Source organism: Verrucomicrobiia bacterium (assembly GCA_035577545.1).
Lineage (GTDB): Bacteria > Verrucomicrobiota > Verrucomicrobiia > Palsa-1439 > Palsa-1439 > Palsa-1439.
Map to the genome: position 1 here is coordinate 136,417 of DATLVI010000034.1, position 22,585 is coordinate 159,001.

General features: G+C 57.7%; 25 protein-coding genes. 10 read left to right on the plus strand and 15 right to left on the minus strand.

All coding sequences use genetic code 11. The features are described 5' to 3' along the window. Positions 1-49: 49 nt before the first annotated feature. Both VNL17_12600 and VNL17_12605 read right to left on the minus strand, forming a co-directional pair. Positions 50-697 (minus strand): hypothetical protein, encoded by a 648-nt coding sequence (locus tag VNL17_12600; GenBank protein HXI84918.1) that lies wholly within the window; start codon positions 695-697, stop codon positions 50-52. Further along, positions 694-1,356, minus strand: coding sequence for a PEP-CTERM sorting domain-containing protein (locus VNL17_12605; protein HXI84919.1), 663 nt, complete (start codon positions 1,354-1,356; stop codon positions 694-696). The genes VNL17_12600 and VNL17_12605 overlap by 4 nt, the downstream gene beginning before the upstream one ends. 332 nt (positions 1,357-1,688) lie before the next feature. On the opposite strand from VNL17_12605, the gene VNL17_12610 reads away from it, so the two are divergent. Together VNL17_12610 and VNL17_12615 are read left to right on the plus strand one after the other, a co-directional pair. Then, complete coding sequence (locus VNL17_12610) at positions 1,689-2,699, plus strand: hypothetical protein (GenBank protein ID HXI84920.1); 1,011 nt, start codon at positions 1,689-1,691, stop codon at positions 2,697-2,699. 401 nt (positions 2,700-3,100) lie between these two features. Further along, entirely contained in the window at positions 3,101-4,783 is a 1,683-nt protein-coding gene (locus tag VNL17_12615) for a peptidylprolyl isomerase (protein ID HXI84921.1), read from the plus strand. A 21-nt stretch (positions 4,784-4,804) separates the two neighbouring features. Here the strand turns inward: VNL17_12615 and VNL17_12620 are convergent, their stop codons facing one another. Further along, the gene (locus tag VNL17_12620; GenBank protein ID HXI84922.1) at positions 4,805-5,551 is read right to left on the minus strand and encodes a tetratricopeptide repeat protein; all 747 of its coding nucleotides are present in this window, start codon (positions 5,549-5,551) and stop codon (positions 4,805-4,807) included. Between the two features lie 148 nt (positions 5,552-5,699). Here VNL17_12620 and VNL17_12625 point away from each other — a divergent pair, with 148 nt between their 5' ends. Next, positions 5,700-6,464 carry a TSUP family transporter gene (locus VNL17_12625; GenBank protein ID HXI84923.1) on the plus strand — a complete coding sequence of 255 codons (765 nt, stop codon included), beginning with the start codon at positions 5,700-5,702 and terminating at the stop codon, positions 6,462-6,464. Positions 6,465-6,487: 23 nt separating this feature from the next. Here the strand turns inward: VNL17_12625 and VNL17_12630 are convergent, their stop codons facing one another. The 3 genes from VNL17_12630 to VNL17_12640 form a co-directional block, all read right to left on the minus strand. Further along, positions 6,488-7,207, minus strand: coding sequence for a YebC/PmpR family DNA-binding transcriptional regulator (locus VNL17_12630; protein HXI84924.1), 720 nt, complete (start codon positions 7,205-7,207; stop codon positions 6,488-6,490). A 149-nt stretch (positions 7,208-7,356) separates the two neighbouring features. Beyond that, positions 7,357-7,758, minus strand: coding sequence for a hypothetical protein (locus tag VNL17_12635; GenBank protein HXI84925.1), 402 nt, complete (start codon positions 7,756-7,758; stop codon positions 7,357-7,359). Positions 7,759-7,873: 115 nt separating this feature from the next. Then, entirely contained in the window at positions 7,874-9,352 is a 1,479-nt protein-coding gene (locus VNL17_12640; GenBank protein HXI84926.1) for a serine/threonine-protein kinase, read from the minus strand. A 151-nt stretch (positions 9,353-9,503) separates the two neighbouring features. Here VNL17_12640 and VNL17_12645 point away from each other — a divergent pair, with 151 nt between their 5' ends. Continuing rightward, positions 9,504-9,974 carry a hypothetical protein gene (locus VNL17_12645; protein HXI84927.1) on the plus strand — a complete coding sequence of 157 codons (471 nt, stop codon included), beginning with the start codon at positions 9,504-9,506 and terminating at the stop codon, positions 9,972-9,974. A 13-nt stretch (positions 9,975-9,987) separates the two neighbouring features. Here VNL17_12645 and VNL17_12650 read toward each other — a convergent pair whose 3' ends face one another. From VNL17_12650 to VNL17_12660, 3 genes are all read right to left on the minus strand, one after another. Next, the gene (locus VNL17_12650; protein ID HXI84928.1) at positions 9,988-10,470 is read right to left on the minus strand and encodes a GreA/GreB family elongation factor; all 483 of its coding nucleotides are present in this window, start codon (positions 10,468-10,470) and stop codon (positions 9,988-9,990) included. 15 nt (positions 10,471-10,485) lie between these two features. Further along, positions 10,486-10,701: a translation initiation factor IF-1 gene (infA, locus tag VNL17_12655; GenBank protein HXI84929.1), complete on the minus strand. Its 216-nt coding sequence runs from the start codon at positions 10,699-10,701 to the stop codon at positions 10,486-10,488. A 561-nt stretch (positions 10,702-11,262) separates the two neighbouring features. Further along, entirely contained in the window at positions 11,263-11,607 is a 345-nt protein-coding gene (locus VNL17_12660) for a hypothetical protein (protein HXI84930.1), read from the minus strand. Positions 11,608-11,914: 307 nt separating this feature from the next. Here VNL17_12660 and VNL17_12665 point away from each other — a divergent pair, with 307 nt between their 5' ends. Further along, positions 11,915-12,124 carry a hypothetical protein gene (locus VNL17_12665; GenBank protein HXI84931.1) on the plus strand — a complete coding sequence of 70 codons (210 nt, stop codon included), beginning with the start codon at positions 11,915-11,917 and terminating at the stop codon, positions 12,122-12,124. A 179-nt stretch (positions 12,125-12,303) separates the two neighbouring features. Here the strand turns inward: VNL17_12665 and VNL17_12670 are convergent, their stop codons facing one another. Together VNL17_12670 and VNL17_12675 are read right to left on the minus strand one after the other, a co-directional pair. Further along, positions 12,304-12,624, minus strand: a complete 321-nt coding sequence (locus tag VNL17_12670; GenBank protein HXI84932.1) for a hypothetical protein — start codon at positions 12,622-12,624, stop codon at positions 12,304-12,306. Further along, positions 12,618-13,385: an SOS response-associated peptidase gene (locus VNL17_12675; GenBank protein ID HXI84933.1), complete on the minus strand. Its 768-nt coding sequence runs from the start codon at positions 13,383-13,385 to the stop codon at positions 12,618-12,620. Before VNL17_12675 ends, VNL17_12670 begins: the two co-directional genes overlap by 7 nt. A 203-nt stretch (positions 13,386-13,588) precedes the next feature. Between VNL17_12675 and VNL17_12680 the strand changes: the two genes are divergently transcribed. Next, positions 13,589-14,356 (plus strand): hypothetical protein, encoded by a 768-nt coding sequence (locus VNL17_12680; GenBank protein HXI84934.1) that lies wholly within the window; start codon positions 13,589-13,591, stop codon positions 14,354-14,356. A 386-nt stretch (positions 14,357-14,742) separates the two neighbouring features. Here the strand turns inward: VNL17_12680 and VNL17_12685 are convergent, their stop codons facing one another. From VNL17_12685 to VNL17_12695, 3 genes are all read right to left on the minus strand, one after another. Further along, the gene (locus tag VNL17_12685) at positions 14,743-15,198 is read right to left on the minus strand and encodes a GNAT family N-acetyltransferase (protein HXI84935.1); all 456 of its coding nucleotides are present in this window, start codon (positions 15,196-15,198) and stop codon (positions 14,743-14,745) included. Positions 15,199-15,583: 385 nt separating this feature from the next. Continuing rightward, positions 15,584-15,805, minus strand: a complete 222-nt coding sequence (locus VNL17_12690; GenBank protein ID HXI84936.1) for a DUF6199 family natural product biosynthesis protein — start codon at positions 15,803-15,805, stop codon at positions 15,584-15,586. A 14-nt stretch (positions 15,806-15,819) separates the two neighbouring features. Then, positions 15,820-16,185, minus strand: coding sequence for a hypothetical protein (locus VNL17_12695; protein HXI84937.1), 366 nt, complete (start codon positions 16,183-16,185; stop codon positions 15,820-15,822). 174 nt (positions 16,186-16,359) lie between these two features. Between VNL17_12695 and VNL17_12700 the strand changes: the two genes are divergently transcribed. Beyond that, entirely contained in the window at positions 16,360-17,313 is a 954-nt protein-coding gene (locus VNL17_12700; GenBank protein HXI84938.1) for a lytic transglycosylase domain-containing protein, read from the plus strand. Between the two features lie 142 nt (positions 17,314-17,455). Here the strand turns inward: VNL17_12700 and VNL17_12705 are convergent, their stop codons facing one another. Further along, positions 17,456-17,869, minus strand: coding sequence for a hypothetical protein (locus VNL17_12705; protein HXI84939.1), 414 nt, complete (start codon positions 17,867-17,869; stop codon positions 17,456-17,458). Between the two features lie 146 nt (positions 17,870-18,015). Here VNL17_12705 and VNL17_12710 point away from each other — a divergent pair, with 146 nt between their 5' ends. The 3 genes from VNL17_12710 (at position 18,016) to VNL17_12720 (ending at position 22,549) form a co-directional block, all read left to right on the plus strand. Continuing rightward, the gene (locus VNL17_12710) at positions 18,016-19,047 is read left to right on the plus strand and encodes a Gfo/Idh/MocA family oxidoreductase (protein HXI84940.1); all 1,032 of its coding nucleotides are present in this window, start codon (positions 18,016-18,018) and stop codon (positions 19,045-19,047) included. A gap of 347 nt (positions 19,048-19,394) precedes the next feature. Continuing rightward, a complete protein-coding gene (locus VNL17_12715) occupies positions 19,395-21,818 on the plus strand; it encodes a sodium-translocating pyrophosphatase (protein ID HXI84941.1) in 2,424 nt (807 codons plus the stop codon). A gap of 101 nt (positions 21,819-21,919) precedes the next feature. Then, positions 21,920-22,549, plus strand: a complete 630-nt coding sequence (locus VNL17_12720) for a hypothetical protein (GenBank protein ID HXI84942.1) — start codon at positions 21,920-21,922, stop codon at positions 22,547-22,549. The last annotated feature ends 36 nt before the right edge of the window (positions 22,550-22,585 follow it).

Genomic DNA, 22,585 nt, shown 5'->3' on the forward strand with positions numbered 1-22,585 from the left:
CTACAGGCTGGATGGTCGGATAATGAGACCGGGCGATATTGGATCTATGTTACGCCCGCTTGCGTTTGAGGAGGGGGCAGAGCAGCAGCGCGCCAGCGGCGGCCAGCAGAAACGAGGAAGGTTCCGGCACAAACTCGAACGTGAAATTGTCCATGGCAAACTGTGGCGCATCAACGCCAAAGGCTGGTTGGCCGCCAGAAGAGTTGAACGTCAGACGATTAATGTCTAGATAATTGAAGGTGAAAAGCGTTGGGCTGGTCGCGCTGGCAACGACCGTTGTGTCGTAGAGCAGGTTTGTGCCGCTGAATCCCTGCACCTCGATATTCAAGTTACTGTTCCATGCGCCTGTCAGGTAAGCGCTGAGGAAATTAAAATCGGTGCCGGAGGAATCAACTTCAGCAGTAGTGCCACCGCCGTTGAAGGTCACGTTGGAAGCAGTCACCATTCCGTAGTACTCCCCGTTCGTTTCATACTTCTTCGCGAAAAAAGGCGCATTTAGAATATAGAAATTGGCCCAGTTTAACCCTTGGTAGCCATTTGTTATAACCGGATACATTAGTAACTGTAGCATGCCATTGCTGAGGGTCGTGCTCGGTATGTCATCAAAAGCGATGACGGTGGCCGAAACGGGCGGAACGACTGAGAAAGCAAGCAGCGCAAGGACAGAGAGCGTCAGTAGGAATAACTTCGTGTTCATGCTACGCGCTTACGTTTGAGGAGGGGGCAGAGCAGCAGCGCACCGGCGGCGGCCAGCAGAAACGAGGAAGGTTCCGGCACAAACTCGAACGTGAAATTGTCCATGGCGAACTGAGTTCCGCCACCACCCGGAGGAGGGAAACCAGCGTTCTGACCGCCAAAAGAGTTGAAGGTCAGGCGGTCAATGCCCAGATAATTAAAGGTAAACAGAGTGGGACTTGTCGCGCTGACCACAATCGTTGTGTCGTACAGCGAGGTTATACCGCCGTATCCCTGCACTTCGATGCTCAGATTACTGTTCCACGGGCCGGTCAGATAAGCGCTCAGGAAATTGAAATTGGTGCCTGAGGAATCGACTTCAGCGGGATTCCCAAAGTCATTAACGGCCACGTTGGAAACAGTCACCATTCCGTAATAGTAGCCGTTCGTGCCAAACTTTTTTGCGTCAAGAGGCGCATTTAGAGTGTGGAGATTAGCCCAGCTCAGTCCTTGGTAGCCATTTGTTATAACCGCATCAGTTTGCAAGATTGGTACACCATTGCTGACTATTGTGCTTGTCATGTCGTCAAACGTGATGACGGTGGCCGAAACGTCTGAAACGACAAGAAAGACGAGCAGTGTGAGGGCAGAGAGCGGCAGTAGGAATGATTTGGACTTCATGGCGGCTGTCTTTCGCTTCTTACCGGGAGCATACCTAGAACGCGGTGCAAGGCGAGGCAATTTGACCTGGTAGCTTGGATATTTACATGTTCTTTACAATGCTCATTGCCTCTAAAAAGCCCAATGTTTACGGGCATTTTAGAGAAAAGCTTCCAAACCTTCCAAAGCTTCCAAAGCTCGCTCACGGGATTTTTGCTGTTTAGGTAGGATTGGCGGGTGAGTAGGAATAGGCATGATGTCGATCGGGAGCGTGCGGACGGCGCGCCCGGCGGTCGCGCCCAACCAACATCCACGGAAGTCCAACCAGCAACATCACCCGAAAGGCCAGAGTTATGATCCCCAATGATGTCACACCTGTAGCAGAGTCGATGAACCAAACGCCGGAGCCTACTTCGCGAGGACGCTACGAAGGCCAAGCAACCTGTTCTACGCAGGAAACCAATGCGCCAGACGCCACAGCGGTGTCGCCGAAGATGTTGGCGGCGAATCGGCGGAATGCTCTCAAGTCAACGGGGCCGCGGACGGCGGAAGGGAAACTCAATTCGCGGATGAATGCGGTGCGGCACGGGATTTTGTCGTCGGAGGTGGTGGTGCGGGGGATGCGGATCCAGGAACGGGCGGATGAGTTCAAGGCGTTGCGGGAACGGTGCTGGGAGAGCCTGGCGCCGGTGGGGCCGGTGGAGGAGATGTTGGTGGACAAGATCGTGACAGCGCAATGGCGAATGCGGCGCGCGTTGACGGCGGAGACGGGGGAGATCGTGCTGAGCGTGGACGGCGGGCGGCGAGACCGCTCGAATCGGGATCCGGTTCCGGTGTGGATATTCATGGACTCGACGCATGACGCTTCGCAGGTGATGACGAAGACGAGCGCAGAGTTGGAGTACCTGAAGCGTATCCTGGAGAAGGTGGACGAGGACGTGAAACGGGACGGTGAATTGACGGAGAAGACCCTTGACTGGGTGCGGGGGCGATTCATGAACGCGTCGAACGCGATGACGCGAGTACTGGAGGGGTATCGGGCGAGGTTTTTGGCGAATCCGGACGGGTTGAGCCCGGAAGATTTGAAGGAGACGCATCGGACGGCGGTGGCGCGATACGTGGAGGCGACGCTCGGCTGGCAGGCGGAATTGAGCCGCCAGTGGAAGGACCGGGAGAACAAGGAGGAGACGGCGCAGCAGGCGGCGGATGTGTTGCCGTCGGCGGGGGTGCTGGGGAAGATCATGAGGTATGAGGGCGGGTTGGATCGGCAGTTGTATCGGGCGATGAACCAACTGGAGCGGTTGCAACGTCGGCGCGAGGGTGAGAAGGTGTCGGCGCCATTGATGATGGACGTGATGAAGTGATCCGCCTTCGCCAAGGCTATGGCACGACTTGTTGCTGTGCGCAACTCGCCCGCAAGACCCCCCTATATATGTTTCTACGAAACGAACCCATTTGGTTTTCGCGAAGTTTTTGGTGTATCAGCGGTATTTATAGAAACTTATGCAGGTTGCAGAGGGATTTGCAAATGGGTTCGTTCTGGAAAAACGAACCCATTTTGAGGGGGTCTATGGGAGATATTCAACGAAAGGAGAGGTGTTCGGCGTCACCGCTGGGCGGACTGGTTTGGGGTTTGACGGGAGGGCGGTCGAAAGGTAATGCTATGAGGGTGAATCCCGGAATTTTCTCATGGCCCTGGCGACGATGGGCGTGCAGGGCTGTTTGTGTTTGCGGGTTGGTTCTGTTTGCCGTGGAGGCACGGGCGGTGAGCCTGACGCTGGTGGTGACGAATATCACCATGCCCCGGGGGCAAACGTTCCAGATGCCGCTGACGGGTTCTGATCCGGATGGGCAACCATTGAGGTTCTCGGCAACCGTCGACAAGAAGGGGGTGACGGCGGCGATCGCGCCGAGTAGCAATCCCAGCCTGGTCTTGAACGTGAGTGGTGTGGACGGCAACGGTGACCCGTTCACGGGCGACCTGCGGCTGCAGCTTTTTGCGGATCTCACCCCAAAGACGACGGGGCGCATCATCGACCTGGTGAACAGCAATTTCTACAACGGCCTGATCTTTCATCGCGTGATCCAGGGCTTCGTGGCTCAGGCGGGCGGCGCGACGACCAATGCCAATTTCGAATCGGACCAGACTCTCGATGATGAGTTTGTCGCGACACTGACCTATGACGGGTTCGGCCAGTTGGCCATGGCCAACTTAGGCGCCAGTTTCCATGATTCCAATAACTCGCAGTTTTTCATCACCGATACGGGTCTTTCGATCGACAATCCGAACAACACGTCGCCCGAGTTTCTGAACTTCCACCAGCCGATCTTTGGCCAACTGACGAGCGGCTTTGATGTGCTTTCGGACATCACGTCGACGCCGGTTGACACGGGGAACAATGACCGGCCGTTGACGGACGTGGTCATCAATAGCGCGACGATCATCAACAACTCGCAGGACGGTGTGCTGCGCCTGACGGCGGCACCGAAGTTTACGGGCGTAGTGACGGTGACGGTGAGCGCGACGAACGCCGAACATCAATTCACGACGCAGATGCTGGGGGTCAAGGTCATCGCCGACGCGAACAATTCGCCGCCGTTTCTCGGGCCGATTCCCAGCAGCATTGTCGTCACGCAGAACACGGCCGCGACGTTCATTGTTACGAGCACGGACATCGACGGCGATCCCATGTTCATCGCGGACGGCTATGCGGATTCATTCATATCGTCGGGGAACATCTTCGAATCGCAGCCGCTAACGAACATCGTAGCCACGATTATTCCGGACACGAAAGGGACGCTGGGCAGGAACCACACTCAGAGCATGACCCGGATGTGGTTTCGGCCCGATGTGACACTCACTGGCGCGGTCGACCTGGTCATCGGCGTTCAGGATCGCGCGCACGGCTTTAACCCCCAGAATCCTGATGTGGACACCCAGGTTTTTTCGCTGACATTTGTGCCGCGGAGCGCATCGCCGACGATGGCGATTACATCGTTGATGGGCGTGGCGAAAGATGGTGGCAAGACGGCCGGCGACAGTTTGAACGTACACGGCACATTCGCGTTTATCGGTGAGTCCGACCACGCGTTCGGTAGCAATGACATACTGGTGTTGACCCTCGGCGATCCGACGAATCCATTGATGCTGACGCTGTCGCCCGACAGCACCGGCTGGAAATTTCATAACGGCACGGTGAACGCGAAGGAGCATGTGATTTCGATGGTGACCAGTAACGCGAATTCCGTGGTGTCCAGCAACGTGAGTGTCTCGGCGCAGTTCAATGGAGTGGCGGGTACATTTAAAATCTCCGCCAAGGGCTTTGACTTTCCCACACCCATCAGCGGCCAGGTTCAGATCGGGATCGCGCTGGGCAACGATTACGTGACCGATGTGCGGACCTGGTTTGTGCAAAGGCCCGGCACGTTCGTGCCGCCCACGCTGTAAGGATCCCGCCGGGGCGTCGGCTCAGTGGACAGAGTGAAATTGGGAAATGTTAATTGTGGGCTGGAGATGGGCGGCGTGTTCGTAGCATTCGAGCGCCTCGCGATAACGCTCGAGCCGGTTATAGATGGCTCCCTTGCCGACGTAGGCATCGGCGAGGGAATCGTCCAGCGCGATGGCATGGTCATAACAGGCGAGAGCTTCGTCCAGACGGCCGAGTTGTTCGAGGGCCGCGGCCTTTTTTACGTGGGCCCTGGCATGGTGAGCATCAAGGGCGAGCACTTCCTCGAAGCAGACGAGGGCGCTACCCGGTTGTTTCACGTCGAGCAGGTGTTCACCGGTCTCCAGCAACGACGCGAGGCGCTGGGTGATTCCGCCGGTGGGAGACGGCATCGGAATCGGTCGCAGCCGACGCTGGATCGATCGCAAAGCGGCTCGCACGTAAAGCAGCACGGCTACTATGCCGGCCGCCAGAAGCATTCCAACCGCGATCGCAATTTTGAGCCGGGTGACGAGAAAGCGGATGGTTTCCGCGTTTTGCCGTTGGGAATCCTGGACCGCTTGCAAGGTCTCTTGCTGTTGGGACTGAATCTGGCTGACCATCTGGAGAGCAAAGCCCGCCAGACCCGATTTATCATTGTGCGAGGGCGCGATGACGGTTCCGGCGACGTTTGTCGAAGCCGTTGTGGTGGAGGCAGAAAAAAACGCGACAATGGCGCAGGCTAACAAGCCCGCGCCGTTACGGATCCCGCGATGGCTGCACGCGGTCACAAGGGGCTTCCGAAGGCGGCAGAGTAGGGAAGGTGCCTGCAAAAAGCAACCTAAAACATTGCGCCAGACCCATAGTCCCAGCGAGTTTCTTCGATACGTCTCCAGCCATGTTGAAGAAGGCAGTGCGGAGAGAGTAGACTTCGCCGCCATGGATTCCCTCGGGCAGTATGCCATCCTGTTTGGAACCGGCTTGGCGGCGGGGTTCGTGGACACAGTTGCGGGTGGCGGAGGGCTGATCACATTGCCCATGCTGCTAAGTCTTGGGTTGCCGCCGAAGGACGCCTTGGGAACGAATAAATTCCAGTCATCCTTCGGCTCGGGCAGTGCAACGTTTCACTATGCCCGCGCCGGCGTGGTCAATCTTCAGGAATGTTGGTCGGGGATCTTATTCACCTTAGTTGGGACTTCGTTGGGGGCGCTGGCGGTGTTGCGGGTTGACCCGGCGTTCCTGAAGCAATTGATTCCGATCCTGCTCGTGGGGATTATCATCTATTTGATCGTGAGACCGGGAATCGGATCCAAAGAAATACAGCCGCGGATCAAGGCCGGAATGTTCTATCCAATTTTTGGGCTGGGTTTGGGGTTTTACGACGGGTTCTTCGGGCCAGGCACCGGATCATTCTGGGCGGTGGTGTTCATGTTCTTTCTGGGATTCAACATGACGAAGGCGACGGGTTACACCAAGGCGATGAATTTTACCAGTAACCTGTTCTCACTGATCGTTTTTATCATCGGTCGACGCGTCCACTACGACTATGGCGTGGTCATGGCGGCGGGACAACTCATTGGCGCGCGTTTTGGCGCCCGCGAAGTCATCCAACGAGGAGCAAGATTCATTCGCCCGGTATTCCTAATAGTGGTCGTCGCCCTCACGCTGAAGCTGCTGTACGATGGTTTTTGGCCATCACATTGACGCCGTTCGCTCTCGAACGGCCATCACTTCATCGCGGTGTAGACGCGATGGACGTCGTCGTGTTCGTCAATGGCGGTAAGGAACGCGATGACCTCGGGGCGCTGCGCTTCGGGCACGTCAACAGTGTTCTTGGCGACGTAACTCATCTCGGAAGCCGTGACGATCCAGCCGGCGTTCGACAAAAACTTGCTCACGGTATCCAGATCGGCGGGATCGCAAAAAAAGCGCGCGCCGACGTGGCCGGCCGGCACATCATGGGTTTCCGGTTCGACGTTTTGGGCGCCCGCTTCGATGGCGACGGTCTCGAGGTCCTGCGCGGCATTGGTGTGATGAGCTTCGACGACGCCGACGTGGTTGAACATCCAGGCGACGCTGCCAATGGCGCCGAGTTGGCCGGCCTTGAAGAGCACGCGAATCTCGGGCGCCGTGCGGCTGCGATTGTCGGTGAGACACTCGACGATGACCGGGACTTTGTGTGGTGCGAAGCCTTCGTAAGTCACGAGTTCATAGTTGACCTGCTCGCCCGTGAGTCCCGCGCCCTTTTTCACAGCCCGCTCAATCGTATCGCGGGGCACGGAATGTTTCTTCGCGGCCTCGATCGCGGCGAACAACCGCGCGTTCAGGTCGGGATCGGCGCCGCCCGCCTTGGCAGCGACAACGATTTCCTTGGCGAGTTTGCCGAATACTTGCCCACGCTTCAACGCGCTCGCTTCACGGCCCTTTTGTTTCCATTGTGCGCCCATAGCGGGTCAGTCATAGCAGCGTGGCAGAGGCATGTGCAAGTGCGAACCGACGGAGTCAGTTTGCGATTGCAACACGGCTCTCGTTGCCGCCGCCGATTTTTCGGCCGACGGCGACAGAGCCTGCGAACGGGTGTAGCTACGCAGTTGGATTACGGAGTCTTGTTTTCGATCTCGCGCTGTTTCTCGCTGGGATTGGCGCCCGGATGCCACATGCTGTGGGCCAGAACGGTCCCGCCGGACTGGGCATACAGCACATGCACTTCTTCGCCAACCTTGAAATCGCCCAGCGCCGCCGGGCCTTTCTTATGTTTGACGAAAAGCAGGCTGTCCTTGGTAACGGTCATGGTCAACGCCCCCTTTTCCTTGCTCTTGACGGTCACCGTGCCGGCGGTGGTGTCGATGGCCGTGATCGATCCGTGGTACTTCAGATCGTGCTTCATGTCCTGGTTGAACTGGTTGGGCTGTTTGTCCGCAGCAGCCGCCAACCCTGGCGCGACGGCCGGGGTCAGCAATGCGGCGCACAATATAACGCGAGCCAGATGTCCCTTCATTTTGTCCTCCTTTGACAATCGGATATCGGTTGCTGTTGGACTTGATGAATACAGGAATTTCCTCCCGGCTTCAAGCCCCAAGCAGCGCGTGTCTGGAGAAGTCGGTGCGCTAAGCTTAGTGTCTATAGTGACGGCTGAGTTTGCGGATGCGACGGACTTGGTAGGCGACGACCCAGCCGAGGACGACGAGCAACGTTAAGAAAACGAAGTGCCAGTGAGGCGGAGGCATGACCTGGTAATGAAGGTAGCCATCCGCCACCAGCACCGCGTAGCCGACCACGGAAGTGAGAGTGACCAACCAGACGATCTGTTCACGAAGCCAGAGTCCCGCGCCGGTAATCGCCAGCGCGTAGCCGGCGACCAGCGCGCTGTTGGCCGCGCCCAGGATACGGATCAACGTCGTCATCAGCAGCACGTCGGCGGCTGCCCACATCAGGCGCGCGTAATGGTTCCAGCGCTCCTTCTCGAGCAACCATTGGCAGAAGATCGATACGACGCCCCATACAGCCAGGGTGATTAAAACATTTTTTTGTTGCGGCAGCAGCTCGTCATGGAACACATGGTAGTTGATCTGGGCGATCACAGCGCAGGCCGCCAGTCCGCTGAGACGCGCCACGAGGGCCGGTTGACGACGCGCCCAGCTTTGCAGCTGATGTACCAATCCCAAAGGCCGTGACTCGACTGCTTCACCGCGCAGAAACCGGTCCAAATCATCGGCCAGGGCGGCGGCGGACGCGTAGCGTTGCTCCGGCCGTTTCTCGAGGCAGCGGAGGCAAATCGTTTCCAGCTCCGCCGGGATCTGCGCATTGAGTTGGCGTGGTCGCGGCGGCTCGCCTTCCATGACCTGCACCAGCGTGTCCACCGTGGAGGCCGCCTCAAAGGGCGGACGGTTCGCCATGAGGTGGTAGAGCACCGCGCCGAGGCCGAAAACATCCGTGCGCGGGCTGACGAGCGTGCCAGCCGCCTGCTCTGGCGCCATATAATTGGGCGTGCCCGCAACCGTCAAGGGCATGCCGGACTTGTCATTGCGATCCAGCAACATCGCCAACCCGAAGTCCGTCACGAATGGCCGCTCTTGCTCATCGATGATGATGTTGGAAGGTTTCAGGTCCCGGTGCAGGATGCCCTGCGAATGGAGGTGGTCGATGGCGCGCGCGACGGCGCTGATCAGTTCGGCGATCTCCTCAAACGTCAACCGACGGGTTTGCATCACGTCCGCCAAACTCCGCCCCACAATGTATTCCATCGCGAAGAAATGGTTCCCGCGCACCTCCCCCGCGTCGTAGACGCGAACGACGTTGGCGTGCTGTAGTTTGGCGGCGGCCCGCGCCTCGTCGCGGAAACGTTGCACTTGCTGCGGCGTGGCCAGCCGGCCGGCAAGGATGACTTTGATAGCGACCAAACGATCGAGGTCTCGTTGACGGGCCTTGTAGACGACGCCCATCGCGCCGCGGCCCAACTCCTCGAGCAACTCGTAGTTGCCGAAGTCCGTGTGCAGTTGAATCCCGACAGGTGAACCATCAAAGATCGGTTCATCGGGCGCATAGCCAATCGGGTCCGGGATAGTCTTTGCGCTTTGCGCCGGCTCGCTCATCGGTGTGCCCTTCCCAGCCGGGTCATTGTAGCGCGGGTGCAAACCTTGTCGAGTGCGAAAGCCCGGGGGCTCACACCGTGACGAATATAGAGCAACGGTTGCAAGGTGAATGAGAAAGGCCTATATTTTACAGTTGGAAAGGAGACACACAATGAAATGGCTATCGGTGACATTCCCGGTTGTATTAAGCCTCTGCGTCGCTTGTTCGCTGAACGCCGCCGCCAAGGACAAGGAAGAGACGAAAGTAGGCGACACCGCCTTCACGGCGTACGACGGCTCGCAAAGTTGGCCGACCGGCACCAACGCGGAGATCAACAAGGACTACTCGATCCCCATCTACGTCGGCCTGCCGGACAAAAGCTACAAGGTGCTCGGCCGCATTACCGACAAACGCGATGAAGGTGTCGAAGTCGTCGGCAAGGCCTTCGACGAAGGACTCGGCTCGGAAAAACACCGGATGCGCAACGTCGCCAACCAGGCCAAACAGCATGGCGCCGATGCCGTCGTCGTGACCGATGACGAGAAGGTGATCAAGGTCTTCAATCTCACCAGCAAGGAACTCCACGAATCCACGCCGCTCTTCAAGCACGAACACAGTGTGGTACTCGCCGTGAAATTCTAAACGTGACAGACGCTCAGCGGACCGACGCAATGCGGAATTCCTGCGCCGGTCCGCGCGTCTGAAACTTGATCGAGTCGCCCGTTTTCTTCCCGAGTAACTGCTGGCCAAGAGGGGACTCGGGGGTGATGACGAGGATCTCCGTCCCTTTGTGACGGATCTCCATCCCGCCGCCTTTCGGGCCGAGGAAGTGCAGGCTGCGCGTTCCGTCGAATTCCAACTCCACCAGGGCCGTCACATCGATGGGGGTCTTTTCCAGAAACTTTTTCAGTTCGAGCGCCTGGTAAACCGCCAGCGCCTGTTCGGTTTCGGTGGCCATACGGGCTTGCGAACTGGCGAGGTACGCCGTCTCAAGCCCGCGCGTATCGTACTTGTCCTCGGGCTTGCTCTGTTCGTCGGACGCATCGGCATGCATCGCCCGCGAAGCTCCCGCGAGGGTGGTGAGTTGCTCGGTAAGCTGCTCGATAATCAGCCCGACAATGACGCGCTTGGAGATCACAACAGCGCTGCGGGCCTAACTGAGGCGGTAAACAATGCGGGCTTTGCCGAGGTCGTACGGCGTCATTTCCATCTTCACGCGATCGCCGATGGACAGGCGGATGAACCGTTTGCGCATCTTGCCCGAGATATGGGCCAACACTTGACGTTTGTTCTGCAGCTCGACATGAAACATCGTGCCGGGCAGGACTTTCGTCACGACACCTTCGACATCAACTAGTTGGTCCATCATAATATATGTACTATCGCTTTCCTTGGCCGCCCAAGCAGCCGGATCCGTCGGGACCCTTAATAGACCACATTTCCGCGGCGAACGCAAGCCACGAATCTGCCCGCCCGCCCCGAATTCCTTTCGGGGCGGGGGATTCACAACCCCTCAGCGGCTTCGTTTCCCCTAAAAGAACCCATATTTCAAAGAACAATCACTCTAAACTGACCCTAAACCCCTCACCGGTGGGTTCGTTTTCCAAACCGAGTCGGACGAGATGCCGCGAAGTAGTTGTCGCGGCAACCGAACCCCACCAAAATCGCCATCCGAGTCGCGCCGTAGCCTTAGCGAAGGCGAACCGGTGGGTTCGTTTTCCAAAACGAACCCACCGATTTCTCTCGTAACTTTCAAATGCAACCAATGCATTCATAGGCACATCCATAAAAAACTTCGCCAAAAAACGGTGGGTTCGTTTGGTAGAACGGCACATTTCTTTCGCTCGCGTCTCCCCGGCTGTCACCCTGAGCGAAGTCGAAGGGTCTCTCACTCGCAGAGCGGCACGAGCAGATAATTCCCGCCTTGGTCTCACCGATCAATCTCCCAAACCAGATCTGTCCATCCTTTGAGCGTTGAACGTTCATCCGTTCTAGACCCATCCGCGTAATGTATTCCGGTTCCAATAGATAAGGGGGGAGTTCGTTTCGCAGTTTGCGTATTTTTCAAAACCCCTGCCTCGCCAGTTGTAGCGGCGCTTCTGTGAAGCGCCGTTTCGCTCTGCGCGGGTTGATCGCGCCGTTGTGCGCCGATCTCCTGACCGCGCACGTTAATCGACCGATCGGTCTCCCGGATCATTTCCACCACGCCCTTTCCCCATTGCCAATCCGAAATCGGCAATCGAAAATCCAAAATGTCCGCATGGTTTCTCACCATACCCCTCCCAAACTACCCTGTCCAGCAAAATATATCGTTTTACGATATGCGGACAGATGCCCCTCCCGAGTCGGACGAGTCCGTCCTTCGTAGTCTTGGCGAAGTAGGCTCCTCCATCTCGTCCGCCATAGCGCGTAGCGCGGCGGCGGAAGCTCGAAGAGCGGCGGCGAATCGGAGGGACAGGAAGTGGGTACTTCTCGCGCCTTCCGTTGTAGCCGTGCTTGCTAAGCGCGGGCCGTTGCAACCGCGGGCGCTGACTGCCGGAGGATGGTTGTGTATTCGCACCCAACCTGTTACAATTCCTCCAATGAACCTGCACCTCGACGAAACCATTCGGCGGAACCTCCGCAAGACGCCTGACGAGCGCGTCGAGACCTTGATGGCTGCGCTCCGCGAAGTCGAAGCCCGTGGCCAATGGCCGAAAACCGACCGCAAAGCCAAGGAGCAGCGCATTCTGTGTTCGATCCGCGATCACCAAGCAGAATCGGCGAGACACGAAACCACCGCTCAACCGTAGAACGGGCGTCCCGCCCGTTTGTTTGGGCGGAATCCCCCCTGAAGTTGTAGGCCGCGTGCCCTCACGCGGCGGGGATAAAGGGGCGGATGCCTCGATTCCTCACTCTGTCATGCTGAGTCCCGTCATGCGACGGGATTCCACAGGATTGCGGGGCTTGGGCCAGTTCATCCGGAAGAAGCTCACCACGGCCCCAGACCGTCACCGAAATAAATCCCCCGATACAACCGTGGCCGCGGTCTCGGTGTGTATCCGCAGATCCTTCCACTCAGGATCTTGACCGCCACACGTGTAAATTGCTCCTTCGGCGTCTCCGGCGGATACCACCGCCTCAACTTCATCGCCAGCTTTTCGTCCCGCCGCAACCAGTCCAACCCACAAGCCAGCGCCGCGAACAGGATCTCCTCGTTGCTGTACTGCGGGTGTCGGTCCCGCAAATCCTCCAGCCAGGCCTCGAACCGCTTTGGCAGGTTCACTTGAAAAGTTTGTCCCCACTTCAACATGATGCACCCTCCGTTATGGCTTCGATGTTACTCGCCTTGTCAACCACCGGCGAATTCACGTCCCGCGACACCGGGTAAAACTCCAACTCCTCCGCCGGATACTGCTTCAACAGCGGCAATAGCTTCTCCGGGTCCTGAGTTTTCGGGTCCAACCACGCCGCCTCATCGTCCCGTGTCAGGATGACCGGCATCCGCTCATGCAGCGCTTTCAACAACTCATTCGCTTCGGTCGTGATGATGGTGCAAGACAGGATTTCTTCGCCGTCGGGCGACTTCCAATGCTCCCAAAGGCCGGCAAACCCAAACGGCTCCCGGCTCTTCAACACGATCCGCACGGGCTGTTTCATCTTCCCGGCGATCTTATCTGCCGTCATTGGAAAGGCCATAGTCAGTAACCCACTCGGACGGGGGTGTTGTCTGAGCTTGGCGATAGTGGGCCATTCATAAAACCCGTCCGCCGGAATGATGCACCGCCGTTTCTTCAGCGCTGCCCGAAAAGCCGGCTTTTCCGCCAGGGTTTCAACTCGCGCGTTGATCATCCGATTGCCAATACTGGCGTCCTTCGCCCAGGACGGAATCAGCCCCCATTGCATCGGCTTCAAATATCGCTTCCCGTCATCACCCACGACAATCACAGCCTGTGTCGGGGCGATGTTGTACTTGGGCGGCAAACACGTCGCCCAATCCTCCGTCGGCATTGGCGCGCCGAACCGGTCAGCCACCTTCTTCAAATCCGCAGTTAGGGTGTAGCGGCCACACATGCCACTCACATAATAATCGCGGGCGCCCTCGCGAGCAGCGTTTTGGCACACCAGTTAAATGCGCAATATATAGGCCTGACTCAAGGCCTTATTTTCAGAGCCGGCCCGGTCAAGGACTTCGCAGAAGTTGCTCAGATTTGAAACTGGACTGCTGAATTGTAGGCGGTATCATAAAGGTCTTTTAACAATCGCGCGGAGTTACTATGAATGACACTTCAAAGATCCATTTCGCATACATCATCGGAATTCTACTGGCTGTTGACATTCTGGTGCTTACAATCAAGTGGGGCGCCATACAGGAGTTAGTTAACTATTTGACGTTCGCGCTTACGTTGACTTCCCTTGTGTTATCACTTCTAGCGATTGTGTACGCCTTTTTTTCCAACGCCACTCATTCCCGCCAGGCAGGAATGCTGGAACGCGCGTCGAAAGAAATCGGTGACGCGTCGGGCATGCTGATCCATTCCACTGCGGAATTAGAAAAGAAAGTGGGAAACGTTCCGAGCTTGCTTCAGGAAATGGGGTCGAAAGTCGAGGCCACACGTGTGATGGTCGAGTCATATTCCAACAAATTCGCTGAGGGGGCTCCGCCAGAGAAGATGCCGCAGGATCGAGCAAAAATGATTGAGCGATTAGCACAGTACACATCAAATCTCGGGTTCGTAGCACTAGCTGTTGCCCATACTTCGTTCCACTCAAAAAAATCGTTTACGCTCAAGGATATTGCCTCGAAAGTTTCGCACAAGGATCTGGCGTTCGATATTGATTACGCCTATGGATGGCTAATAGCCTTCGACTGTCTGGGATTCCTCTCTATCTCGATCAAAGAAAGCATATGGACAGTAACTGAATTTGATAGCTCACTGTGGGACGCTCTTAAGGGGAGGCCGGACAGACTGGCCGCGAAAAACAATCCTTCGGTTGAGCGGATCAAAAAGAGTCTTATATTGGTCGCGCAGTTTTTCGCGTAGACGCGTTTGGATGCCCAAGGGCTCAACTCCGGACATGTGACATCCTCACGCGCTTCCTCTCGGCAAATCATCCGTTGATTGAAATGGTGCGACTGTCTTGATAGATTCAAGACCGTGCGAACCGAGCTATTAAAATCGCAAAAGAACCAGCTTTCTACGTTCATTCAACAATTTGGACTAGACCCTGCTAATTTTCATTGGGAAGAAGCCAACCTAAAAAACGTAAAGGGGTCAGGGATGAATAAGTGCATAGTGGAGCCCTTATTCCCAAGAAATCTGGGCTCACATCCAAACTCGCCGTAAACAATTCGCTCAACCCCAAATCGCATACCCAATCGCAAAGAGAACCGGCATGAGCAACAACAGCCACGGTCACACTCTCTCGCTCAACCTTCGTGCGTCAGGTTGGCTAATCGAAGTGTCAGATGCTGGCGGTCGTCGTCCCTGAACCCGGCTTGCCGGTACACGGACAATGCCGCGGCATTGTCTCGGCCGGTCTCGACATGGATGGCACGAACACCGCCCCGGACGCAGAACGCGCGAACCTCTGCTAGCGCCGCCGTGGCAAGACCGGCCCGACGAAACGGTAACCGAATAAAAAGGTCGTCCACGATTGCGATGGCGCCTCCGCACTCCATGCTGTAGCACAGCGTCAGAACCACGTAGCCGACATCCTGGCCGTCTGCCTGAATGAACCACACGCAGCCGAGTCGGTCGTCGGCCAGCAGCGTCGCGAACGCCTCGGTAGCATGCTGATGATTCAGCGGATAACCAAACTCAGCGTGGAACTCATCCATCATCGCAACCAGTTGCGGCACGTCGCTTGGGGAGGCTCGTCTCATGGCGAAAAAGGTCAGTTCGTTTTCCGTTATCATAGCAGGTAATCGGAGTCACCCCCAAATCGCCCACCCAATCCCAACGAGAACCGGCATGAGTAGTAACAGCCAGCCTCCGATGCAAACCAGCATACCGGGTGTTGTATTGGTAATGTACCCACTCGATGTCGGCCCAATGTAACCGCCCATCTCATCCGCAAACCAGATGCAGGCGAGGTGGAAAATGGCGAAGATCGCTGCCCCCTCCGTGTACTCCGCGCCCTCCTGTTGAATTCCTGCCTCCGCTTCGTGCCCTTCGTGTCTGCTTCGTGCAATTCGTGGTAGTCACCGCCACCAACCCCGAAAGAATCCTGTTCCAGTTCATCGTCGGGCAAATCTCCCACCGAAAAATCTAAAAGCTGGGATGTCTGACCTTATAAAGCATGTAGCCGATGATGATGACGCCGATAAAGCTACCGAAGCGCGTCATGAAAAGCCACGAGTCAGACGGCTCGCTGTCACCTTGAACTTTCCAGCCTTCACTCCAGGACCAAAACAAATCGGGGAAGAGGAACTGTACTCCGCTCAACACGAGCAGCGCCCAAAGAAAAAGTTCCTGAGAACCAATTTGCATATCGTCTTCAGCGGCTAGCTGGCTCCTTTCTTGAATACCCACCAGTAATAGTAGCCGATCGTCAGTGCGAATAGAACCGCAGAAATCAGCATCAGCATCCGAATATCTGTCCTTGGGTCATACCAGTAAAGGACGACGGGGGTGCCCACATAGCCCACAATGGACGCGCCAAGAATTACGATGAACATCTTCTTCTTCTGCTGCTCGTTGAGTCGTGATTCACTTCGTCGTCTACGTCTCCGCGCCAAGATTGAGAAGACCACGCCGACCCCAAAAAGCACGATGCCACCAGGCAGGGTGCGAGCGAATGCGAACCAAGCCGCAAGGTAAAAGGCAATGGCAATGAATCGCAGAATGAGGGTTTGCCCTGTGACATTCATCTTTTGCCTAACGACAACACCCCATTAAACCCCTGCCCGAACGACGATGAAAGCACAAATAGAAGCCCCTTCGCGGTCACCGGCAGGCTCCGTGTACTCCGTGCCCTCCTGTTCAATTCTTGCCCCCTTCGTGTTCTTCGTGTCTACTTCGTGCAATTCGTGGTGAACTTTCGGATGACATTGAAGTTTTTCACAATCGTTTTCGTGGTGGGGATGGGACTGATTCCGTCCGGTTCTCAGCAGGTCAGCGCCGCTACGCTGGCGTGGGAAGATGCGCTCGGACAGTTCGACGAATCAGTGCTGACGAACCTCGACTTGTCCGCGTTGCCGGCGTTGACGGACCTCGACGAGGCGCAACTGCAGGCGGTGTGCCGCGAACTGCAGAAGCGGTTCCAGGGCGAGTACGTGTTGGAACTTGCCCCGCTGCGGGACATGGCAACCGCCGCGTTGCCGCTGCTGGATCAACACGCGGAGACGCAGCCGTATGCAGCATGGTTGCGCACGCGGCTCGATTATCTCGCCGTCGCCGATCAACTGAAGATCTCCATTCCGCCGACAAACCTGGAGCTACGCCCTCCGCCGGTGCCGTTAGCGAATCCCACACCGGGCATGGAACGCCGCGCCTGGCAGGAACGCATGCAGATGGAGGATTTGCCGCCGGGGGCGCCGGTGTACGTCGCGCGGCTCAAACCAATCTTCGTGGCGGAAGGTGTGCCCGCCGAGTTGGTCTGGTTGGCAGAGGTGGAATCGGGATTCGACACGCTCGCGCGAAGTCCAAGTGGGGCGGCGGGTCTGTTTCAGCTAATGCCCGAGACCGCGAAGTCGCTGGGGCTGGCATTGTCGCCCTGGGACCAGCGTCGCCAGCCCGAAAAAAATGGACGCGCTGCGGCGAAATATTTGAAGTACCTGTATGGCCAATTTGGCGACTGGCGTTTATCCATCGCCGCTTACAATGCGGGGGAGGGAACCGTCAGCCGCCTCTTAACGAAATATGCGGCGCACACCTATGACGAGATTGCGACGCGTCTTCCCGCCGAAACCCAGATGTACGTCCCTAAGGTCGAAGCCACAATCCTGCGGCGCGAAGGCGTCGCCTTGGAGAAATTGAAGCTGCCCAAGAGCCCCTAACAGAATAAGGTTGTGCGAGAGCCGAGTCGGACGGAGCGGAGTCCGACGACACGCCGCTGTCGTCTGCGGCAAACCCGCGACGATGTTTTCGCGGCAATCTCCCCCGCACGGTTTTCGACCGAAGGTCTCCCCGCCAGTCTGTCTAGTAACGGGACGGTTGGGACGTTTGATTGGCGGGTGGACCCGCCGAATCGGTCACGGACTTGGCGAGAAACTGCCCGTTGGGAGCCTGGACATAGCTGACCTGGATCGGATCACCATTTTTGACGTCAGCGAGGTTTGTCTTGGTCTTGCCGCCGACCGAGATCGTGGCGGTTTTATCGACCTTGAACATTTTCGCAACCAATATCAGGACGCTAACCTGGCCGCTGGCGTTACCGCTCTCTGTTCCCGGCTTTGGGCCGCGGACGACCACGTAGCCTTGCGCCACATCCACGCCCTGGACCTGGCCGGTGAATGTCATCGCCGCGGCCTCGGCAGCCTTCACGCGCGAAGCCGTCCCAATGGACAGCGCAACGGCAAGGATCGTTAATGTCATCACAGATGTAATTCTCATCTTGTCATTCCTCCTGCTTCATCGAATTAAAATAGCACCAAGCTTGTGGAAAGCCAGCGCCGGCGCGTCTTTCCTCCGATGTGGGTGCAGTCTCTCATTGACATAAGGCCGTGGATTTGAGATTGCCATGCTCGCAGCGAGGCTTGATGAAGAAATACAAGCGGGCCAGTGACATCAAAGTGGGGGTCGTCGGTTACGGCGGCGCATTTAACATGGGCCGCGTGCATTTGCAGGAAATGCAGCGGGCAGGCATGACCCCAACCGCCGTGGCTGAGATCGATCCCACGCGTCTCGCCGCCGCCACACAGGATTTCCAGAACATCGAGACGTATCCGTCACTCCCCGCGATGCTCAAGAAGTCGAAGGTGGACCTCGTCACCGTCATCACGCCGCACAACACACACGCCCCCCTCGCGCTGCTCGCCCTGAAGGCGGGGCGGCATGTGGTTTGCGAAAAGCCCATGGCGATCAAGACTGCCGAATGCGACGCGATGATTGCGGCCGCGAAGAGGAGCGGTGTCGTGCTCTCGACGTATCACAATCGCCATTGGGACGGCCCGATCCTGAATGCCGTGCAACACATCCGGTCCGGCCTCGTCGGCGACGTCGTGCGCGTCGAGGCGCGTTGGGGGTCACGCAACAAACCCAGTGATTGGTGGCGCACCAGCAAATCGATTTCGGGCGGCATCCTCTACGATTGGGGCGTGCACTTGTTGGAATACGGCCTCCAAATCATCCGCTCGGACATTGTTGAGGTAGCGGGCTACGCCAAGACCGGTTACTGGGCCCCGCGAACGAAATGGAAGAAGGACAGCAACGAGGACGAAGCCTTCGCCAGTGTCCGCTTCCGCAACGGCCAGTGGCTGACCTTGCTGATTTCCACGCTCAACTCCAATCCACGCCCCGGTTTCCTCGAAATCACGGGCACGGAAGGATCGTACGTGCTCGACTGGACGTTCAACGAATGCCTCCGCCAGAACGGGGCGGGAACGAAGATCCAGAAGTTCCGGAATCCTGTGAGCGAAGGTTGGCGCTTTTACCAGAATATCGCCGACCATCTGACCAAGGGCGCCAAACTTGTCATCACACCCGAATGGGCGCGCCGTCCAATTCACATTCTCGACCTGGCCGACCTCAGCGCGCGCAAGGGCAAGGTTCTCCCCGCAAAATACAAGTAATAGCGGTCGAGCCTGCTTCGCCTATACCGCAGCTAGTGAAGGAGTTGGCTTGGTAAATAAGCGCCTTCCGTTCGTTTGGGGGTAATTCCCATTTTTCTCTTTCCAATGCCGCGGAGGTTCTGTAGCCTCTGCGCGTCTCACCTGTACTTAGGAGAAAAAAATAGCTTATGACGGCATCAATGAATCGTGCTATGCAGCGGATTACCAAGGGAAGCCTGCGTCTCAAATTATTCGTCACTATGGCCCTGTGCGGCTTGACGCTATTGGCGGCGAATTGGGCGCGTGCCCAGGAGAAGGTCGCGGAATTGGCTGGCAAAGTACCGGAACAATTCCACTTTTTCTCGTTCATGACCAGCGACCGGTACTCATCCGGGGAAAAGTACGCGTTGTGGGCCGTGCTTTGTGTGGCGTTTGCGGGCTTGGGCTACGCGATGCTGCTGGTTGGCCAGGTCAGGAACGCCGACCAGGGCACGCCGAAGATGCAGAAGGTGGCGGCGGCGATTCGCGCCGGTGCCGAAGCGTACCTCGGGCAGCAGTTCAGCAAAATCATCGTGCTCATCGGTGTCTTGACAGTGGCGCTCTTCTTCACGGCGCTCGCCGGCACGAGCGAGGCGAAATACCCGGTCGCTTTCGGCCGCGCGGGCGCGTTCCTGATGGGCTCGCTCTTCAGCTTCGCCGTCGGTTTCGTCGGGATGCGGTTCGCGACACTTGGCAATCTGCGCGTCGCGGCGGCGGCGCGGAATTCGTTCGGCGGGGCGCTGCAGGTTGGGTATCGCACCGGCACGATTACCGGGATGTTGACGGACGGCCTCGGTCTGCTCGGCGGCACGTTGATTTTCATGGCCTACGGCGAGAAGGCGTATGAAGTCCTGCTCGGCTTCGGCTTCGGCGGCACGTTGATCGCGCTGTTCATGCGTGTCGGCGGCGGCATCTATACCAAGGCGGCCGATGTGGGCGCGGACCTTGTCGGCAAGGTCGAGAAAGACATTCCGGAAGATGACCCGCGCAACGCGGCGACCATCGCGGACAATGTCGGCGACAACGTCGGCGATTGCGCCGGTATGGCGGCGGACATTTTCGAGTCCTACGAAGTGACCATTGTGGCCGCGATGATTCTCGGCTACGCCTCATTTGGTCACAAGGGCGTTATCTTCCCGTTGCTGGTGCGCGCCATCGGCGTCATCGGCTCGATTATCAGCACCTACAGCGTGCGCTCGAAGGAAGGCGACTCGGGTGATGCGGCGCTGGATTCGGTGCACCGCGGCTTCCTGATCGGTTCGGTGATCAGCGTCGTGGGCTTCTTCCTGGTCGGATTGTTCTATCTGAAGTTCGACGCTGGATATTTCATGCAATACCATCAAGCGCTCGCCGGATATCCAATAACGAACGGATTGGCTGACCTAAGCAAGTTGCCGGTGTGGGCAAACCTTGGGCAGGCCAGCCTGGATTTGCGTCCCGCGTGGACGTGCTTGATCGGCGTATTTCTGGCAGTGGCGCTGAACAAGTGCACCAGCTACTTCACCCACACGACGCACGCCCCCGTCAAGTCCATGGCCAAAGCCTGCCAGACAGGTCACGCGACCAACATCATCCAGGGGTTTGCGGTTGGTTATGAATCCACCGTGTGGGCGGTCATCATCATCGCGATTGCCGTTGGCGCGTCGGTGACGATTTATTCCGGCACCTCGCCGATCTTTGTGGCCTACGGTGTCGCCATGTGCGGCATCGGCATGTTGACGCTCACCGGTAACACGATCTCGATGGACGTGTTTGGCCCCGTGGCCGACAACGCCAACGGCATCGGTGAAATGGGTTATGACAAGGCCGAGATGGGCGAGGAGAAATACAAGAAGGCCCGGCAGATTCTGGCTGACCTCGATTCCGTCGGCAATACCACCAAGGCGGAAACCAAGGGCATCGCCATCGGCTCGGCGGTGATCGCGGCAGTGTCGCTCTTCGCCAGTTTCATTGCCGTCATGGCGATGGGCAGTGAGGAAAAAATCAGCGAAATGACCACCGCGCAGTACAACAACGTGGCCGGCATGCTCACCGTTGCCAACCCCACGTTATTCATCGGGCTGCTCATCGGTGGTGCCGTGCCGTTCCTGTTCAGCTCGATGACGATTCGCGCCGTCGGTCGCGCGGCATTCCTGATTGTCAAAGAGTGCCGCTTGCAATTCCGCGACAAGGAAATCTGGGCCGGAACAAAGACGCCCGATTACGCGCGTGTGGTCGGGATTTGCACGAGTGCGGCGCAGAAAGAACTGATTGGGCCCGGCCTGTTGGCAATCATGGCGCCATTGGCGGTTGGCTTCCTGCTGGGACCACTGGCGCTGGCTGGGTTCCTCGCCGGTATGATCCTTGTTGGACAATTGCTGGCGGTGTTCATGGCCAACGCGGGCGGCGCGTGGGACAACGCCAAGAAGTTGATCGAAGACGAACCGCGCGACCTCGCCAGGAATACGGGCAAAGGCTCCGAGCGACACAAGGCCGCAGTCACCGGCGACACGGTTGGCGATCCGTTGAAGGACACGGCCGGCCCGGCCATCAATCCGCTCATCAAGGTCATGAACATGGTGAGCCTGCTGTTGTTGCCCATCGTGCTGAAGTTCCACGCCGTCGGGGGTGTGGAAGGCACGGGGCAGAGTTCTTATGGGATCGCGGTCGTCATCGCGGTTTTGGCCCTGGCAGCCATCGCGTGGGCCGTGAATAAGTCCAAGACAGATTCGCCCGAAATGGCGGAGATGGAAAAGGAATTCGAAACAGCCTAGAGAATTCCAGGCGGTTTCAACAGGGGCGCGGCCAACCCGCGCCCCTGTTCTTTTTTGCGGAGGAGATTGCGCGACCGGCGCGCCTGCGGTACTCTCCGGCCATGTACCGTACACAGGCAACGCTTCTGGGTGTCCTGGTGATCACGCTGTTGGGCATCGGGTGTGCCACCGGGCCGCGTCCAATCGCATGGGACAGATTGCCATTCCCGAAGGACTCGGACTGGCATGGCCCAAGAGGTGAGCCGGCTGTGATGGGACAGGGCGACGTGCTGTTGCACGGGCAGGATGTGCGAACGCAACGTGCCTACGCTGCACCCGTGACGATTGAATGTGACGTAATGCTCGAGAGCCGCACGGCCAGTGACGGCAGCTTCGACCTTTACTTCCTGCCGACGGGACAACCTCTGGATGTCATCCCTCGCCAGTTGACCAAGTTCCGGATTATCTACAGCAACACGGGAGATTATGGGTCGGCCGATCGCTTGGAAATTGACCGGCAGGAGGGAACGCGAGGTTTTCCTGTCTGGACCGGGCCGCCGTTCAAGGTGGAAGCCGGGAAAGTATATCACGTGAAGATCAATGTGCTTGCCGCCGGTAAACTGAACATCAACGTCAACGGTGTTGATTCCAGCATTCCGGACACAGTCACGGTGCCCCGCTCCTTTCAGGTTCAACTCGGCGGCTGGCAGCCGGCGAACCGCTGGCGCGTCCGCAATTTCTCCATCCACTGAGCCGTGGACTTGACCACGGCGCGAGGCTCACGGATG

Bases quoted from the DNA above. Each gene is read 5' to 3' on its own strand.
- VNL17_12600 (HXI84918.1), bottom strand. From the start codon at position 697: ATGAACACGAAGTTATTCCTACTGACGCTCTCTGTCCTTGCGCTGCTT.
- VNL17_12605 (HXI84919.1), bottom strand. From the start codon at position 1,356: ATGAAGTCCAAATCATTCCTACTGCCGCTCTCTGCCCTCACACTGCTC.
- VNL17_12610 (HXI84920.1), top strand. From the start codon at position 1,689: ATGATCCCCAATGATGTCACACCTGTAGCAGAGTCGATGAACCAAACG.
- VNL17_12625 (HXI84923.1), top strand. From the start codon at position 5,700: ATGGATTCCCTCGGGCAGTATGCCATCCTGTTTGGAACCGGCTTGGCG.
- VNL17_12630 (HXI84924.1), bottom strand. From the start codon at position 7,207: ATGGGCGCACAATGGAAACAAAAGGGCCGTGAAGCGAGCGCGTTGAAG.
- VNL17_12635 (HXI84925.1), bottom strand. From the start codon at position 7,758: ATGAAGGGACATCTGGCTCGCGTTATATTGTGCGCCGCATTGCTGACC.
- VNL17_12640 (HXI84926.1), bottom strand. From the start codon at position 9,352: ATGAGCGAGCCGGCGCAAAGCGCAAAGACTATCCCGGACCCGATTGGC.
- VNL17_12645 (HXI84927.1), top strand. From the start codon at position 9,504: ATGAAATGGCTATCGGTGACATTCCCGGTTGTATTAAGCCTCTGCGTC.
- infA (HXI84929.1), bottom strand. From the start codon at position 10,701: ATGATGGACCAACTAGTTGATGTCGAAGGTGTCGTGACGAAAGTCCTG.
- VNL17_12660 (HXI84930.1), bottom strand. From the start codon at position 11,607: ATGGTGAGAAACCATGCGGACATTTTGGATTTTCGATTGCCGATTTCG.
- VNL17_12665 (HXI84931.1), top strand. From the start codon at position 11,915: ATGAACCTGCACCTCGACGAAACCATTCGGCGGAACCTCCGCAAGACG.
- VNL17_12670 (HXI84932.1), bottom strand. From the start codon at position 12,624: ATGTTGAAGTGGGGACAAACTTTTCAAGTGAACCTGCCAAAGCGGTTC.
- VNL17_12675 (HXI84933.1), bottom strand. From the start codon at position 13,385: ATGTGTGGCCGCTACACCCTAACTGCGGATTTGAAGAAGGTGGCTGAC.
- VNL17_12680 (HXI84934.1), top strand. From the start codon at position 13,589: ATGAATGACACTTCAAAGATCCATTTCGCATACATCATCGGAATTCTA.
- VNL17_12685 (HXI84935.1), bottom strand. From the start codon at position 15,198: ATGAGACGAGCCTCCCCAAGCGACGTGCCGCAACTGGTTGCGATGATG.
- VNL17_12690 (HXI84936.1), bottom strand. From the start codon at position 15,805: ATGCAAATTGGTTCTCAGGAACTTTTTCTTTGGGCGCTGCTCGTGTTG.
- VNL17_12695 (HXI84937.1), bottom strand. From the start codon at position 16,185: ATGAATGTCACAGGGCAAACCCTCATTCTGCGATTCATTGCCATTGCC.
- VNL17_12700 (HXI84938.1), top strand. From the start codon at position 16,360: ATGACATTGAAGTTTTTCACAATCGTTTTCGTGGTGGGGATGGGACTG.
- VNL17_12705 (HXI84939.1), bottom strand. From the start codon at position 17,869: ATGAGAATTACATCTGTGATGACATTAACGATCCTTGCCGTTGCGCTG.
- VNL17_12710 (HXI84940.1), top strand. From the start codon at position 18,016: ATGAAGAAATACAAGCGGGCCAGTGACATCAAAGTGGGGGTCGTCGGT.
- VNL17_12715 (HXI84941.1), top strand. From the start codon at position 19,395: ATGACCAGCGACCGGTACTCATCCGGGGAAAAGTACGCGTTGTGGGCC.
- VNL17_12720 (HXI84942.1), top strand. From the start codon at position 21,920: ATGTACCGTACACAGGCAACGCTTCTGGGTGTCCTGGTGATCACGCTG.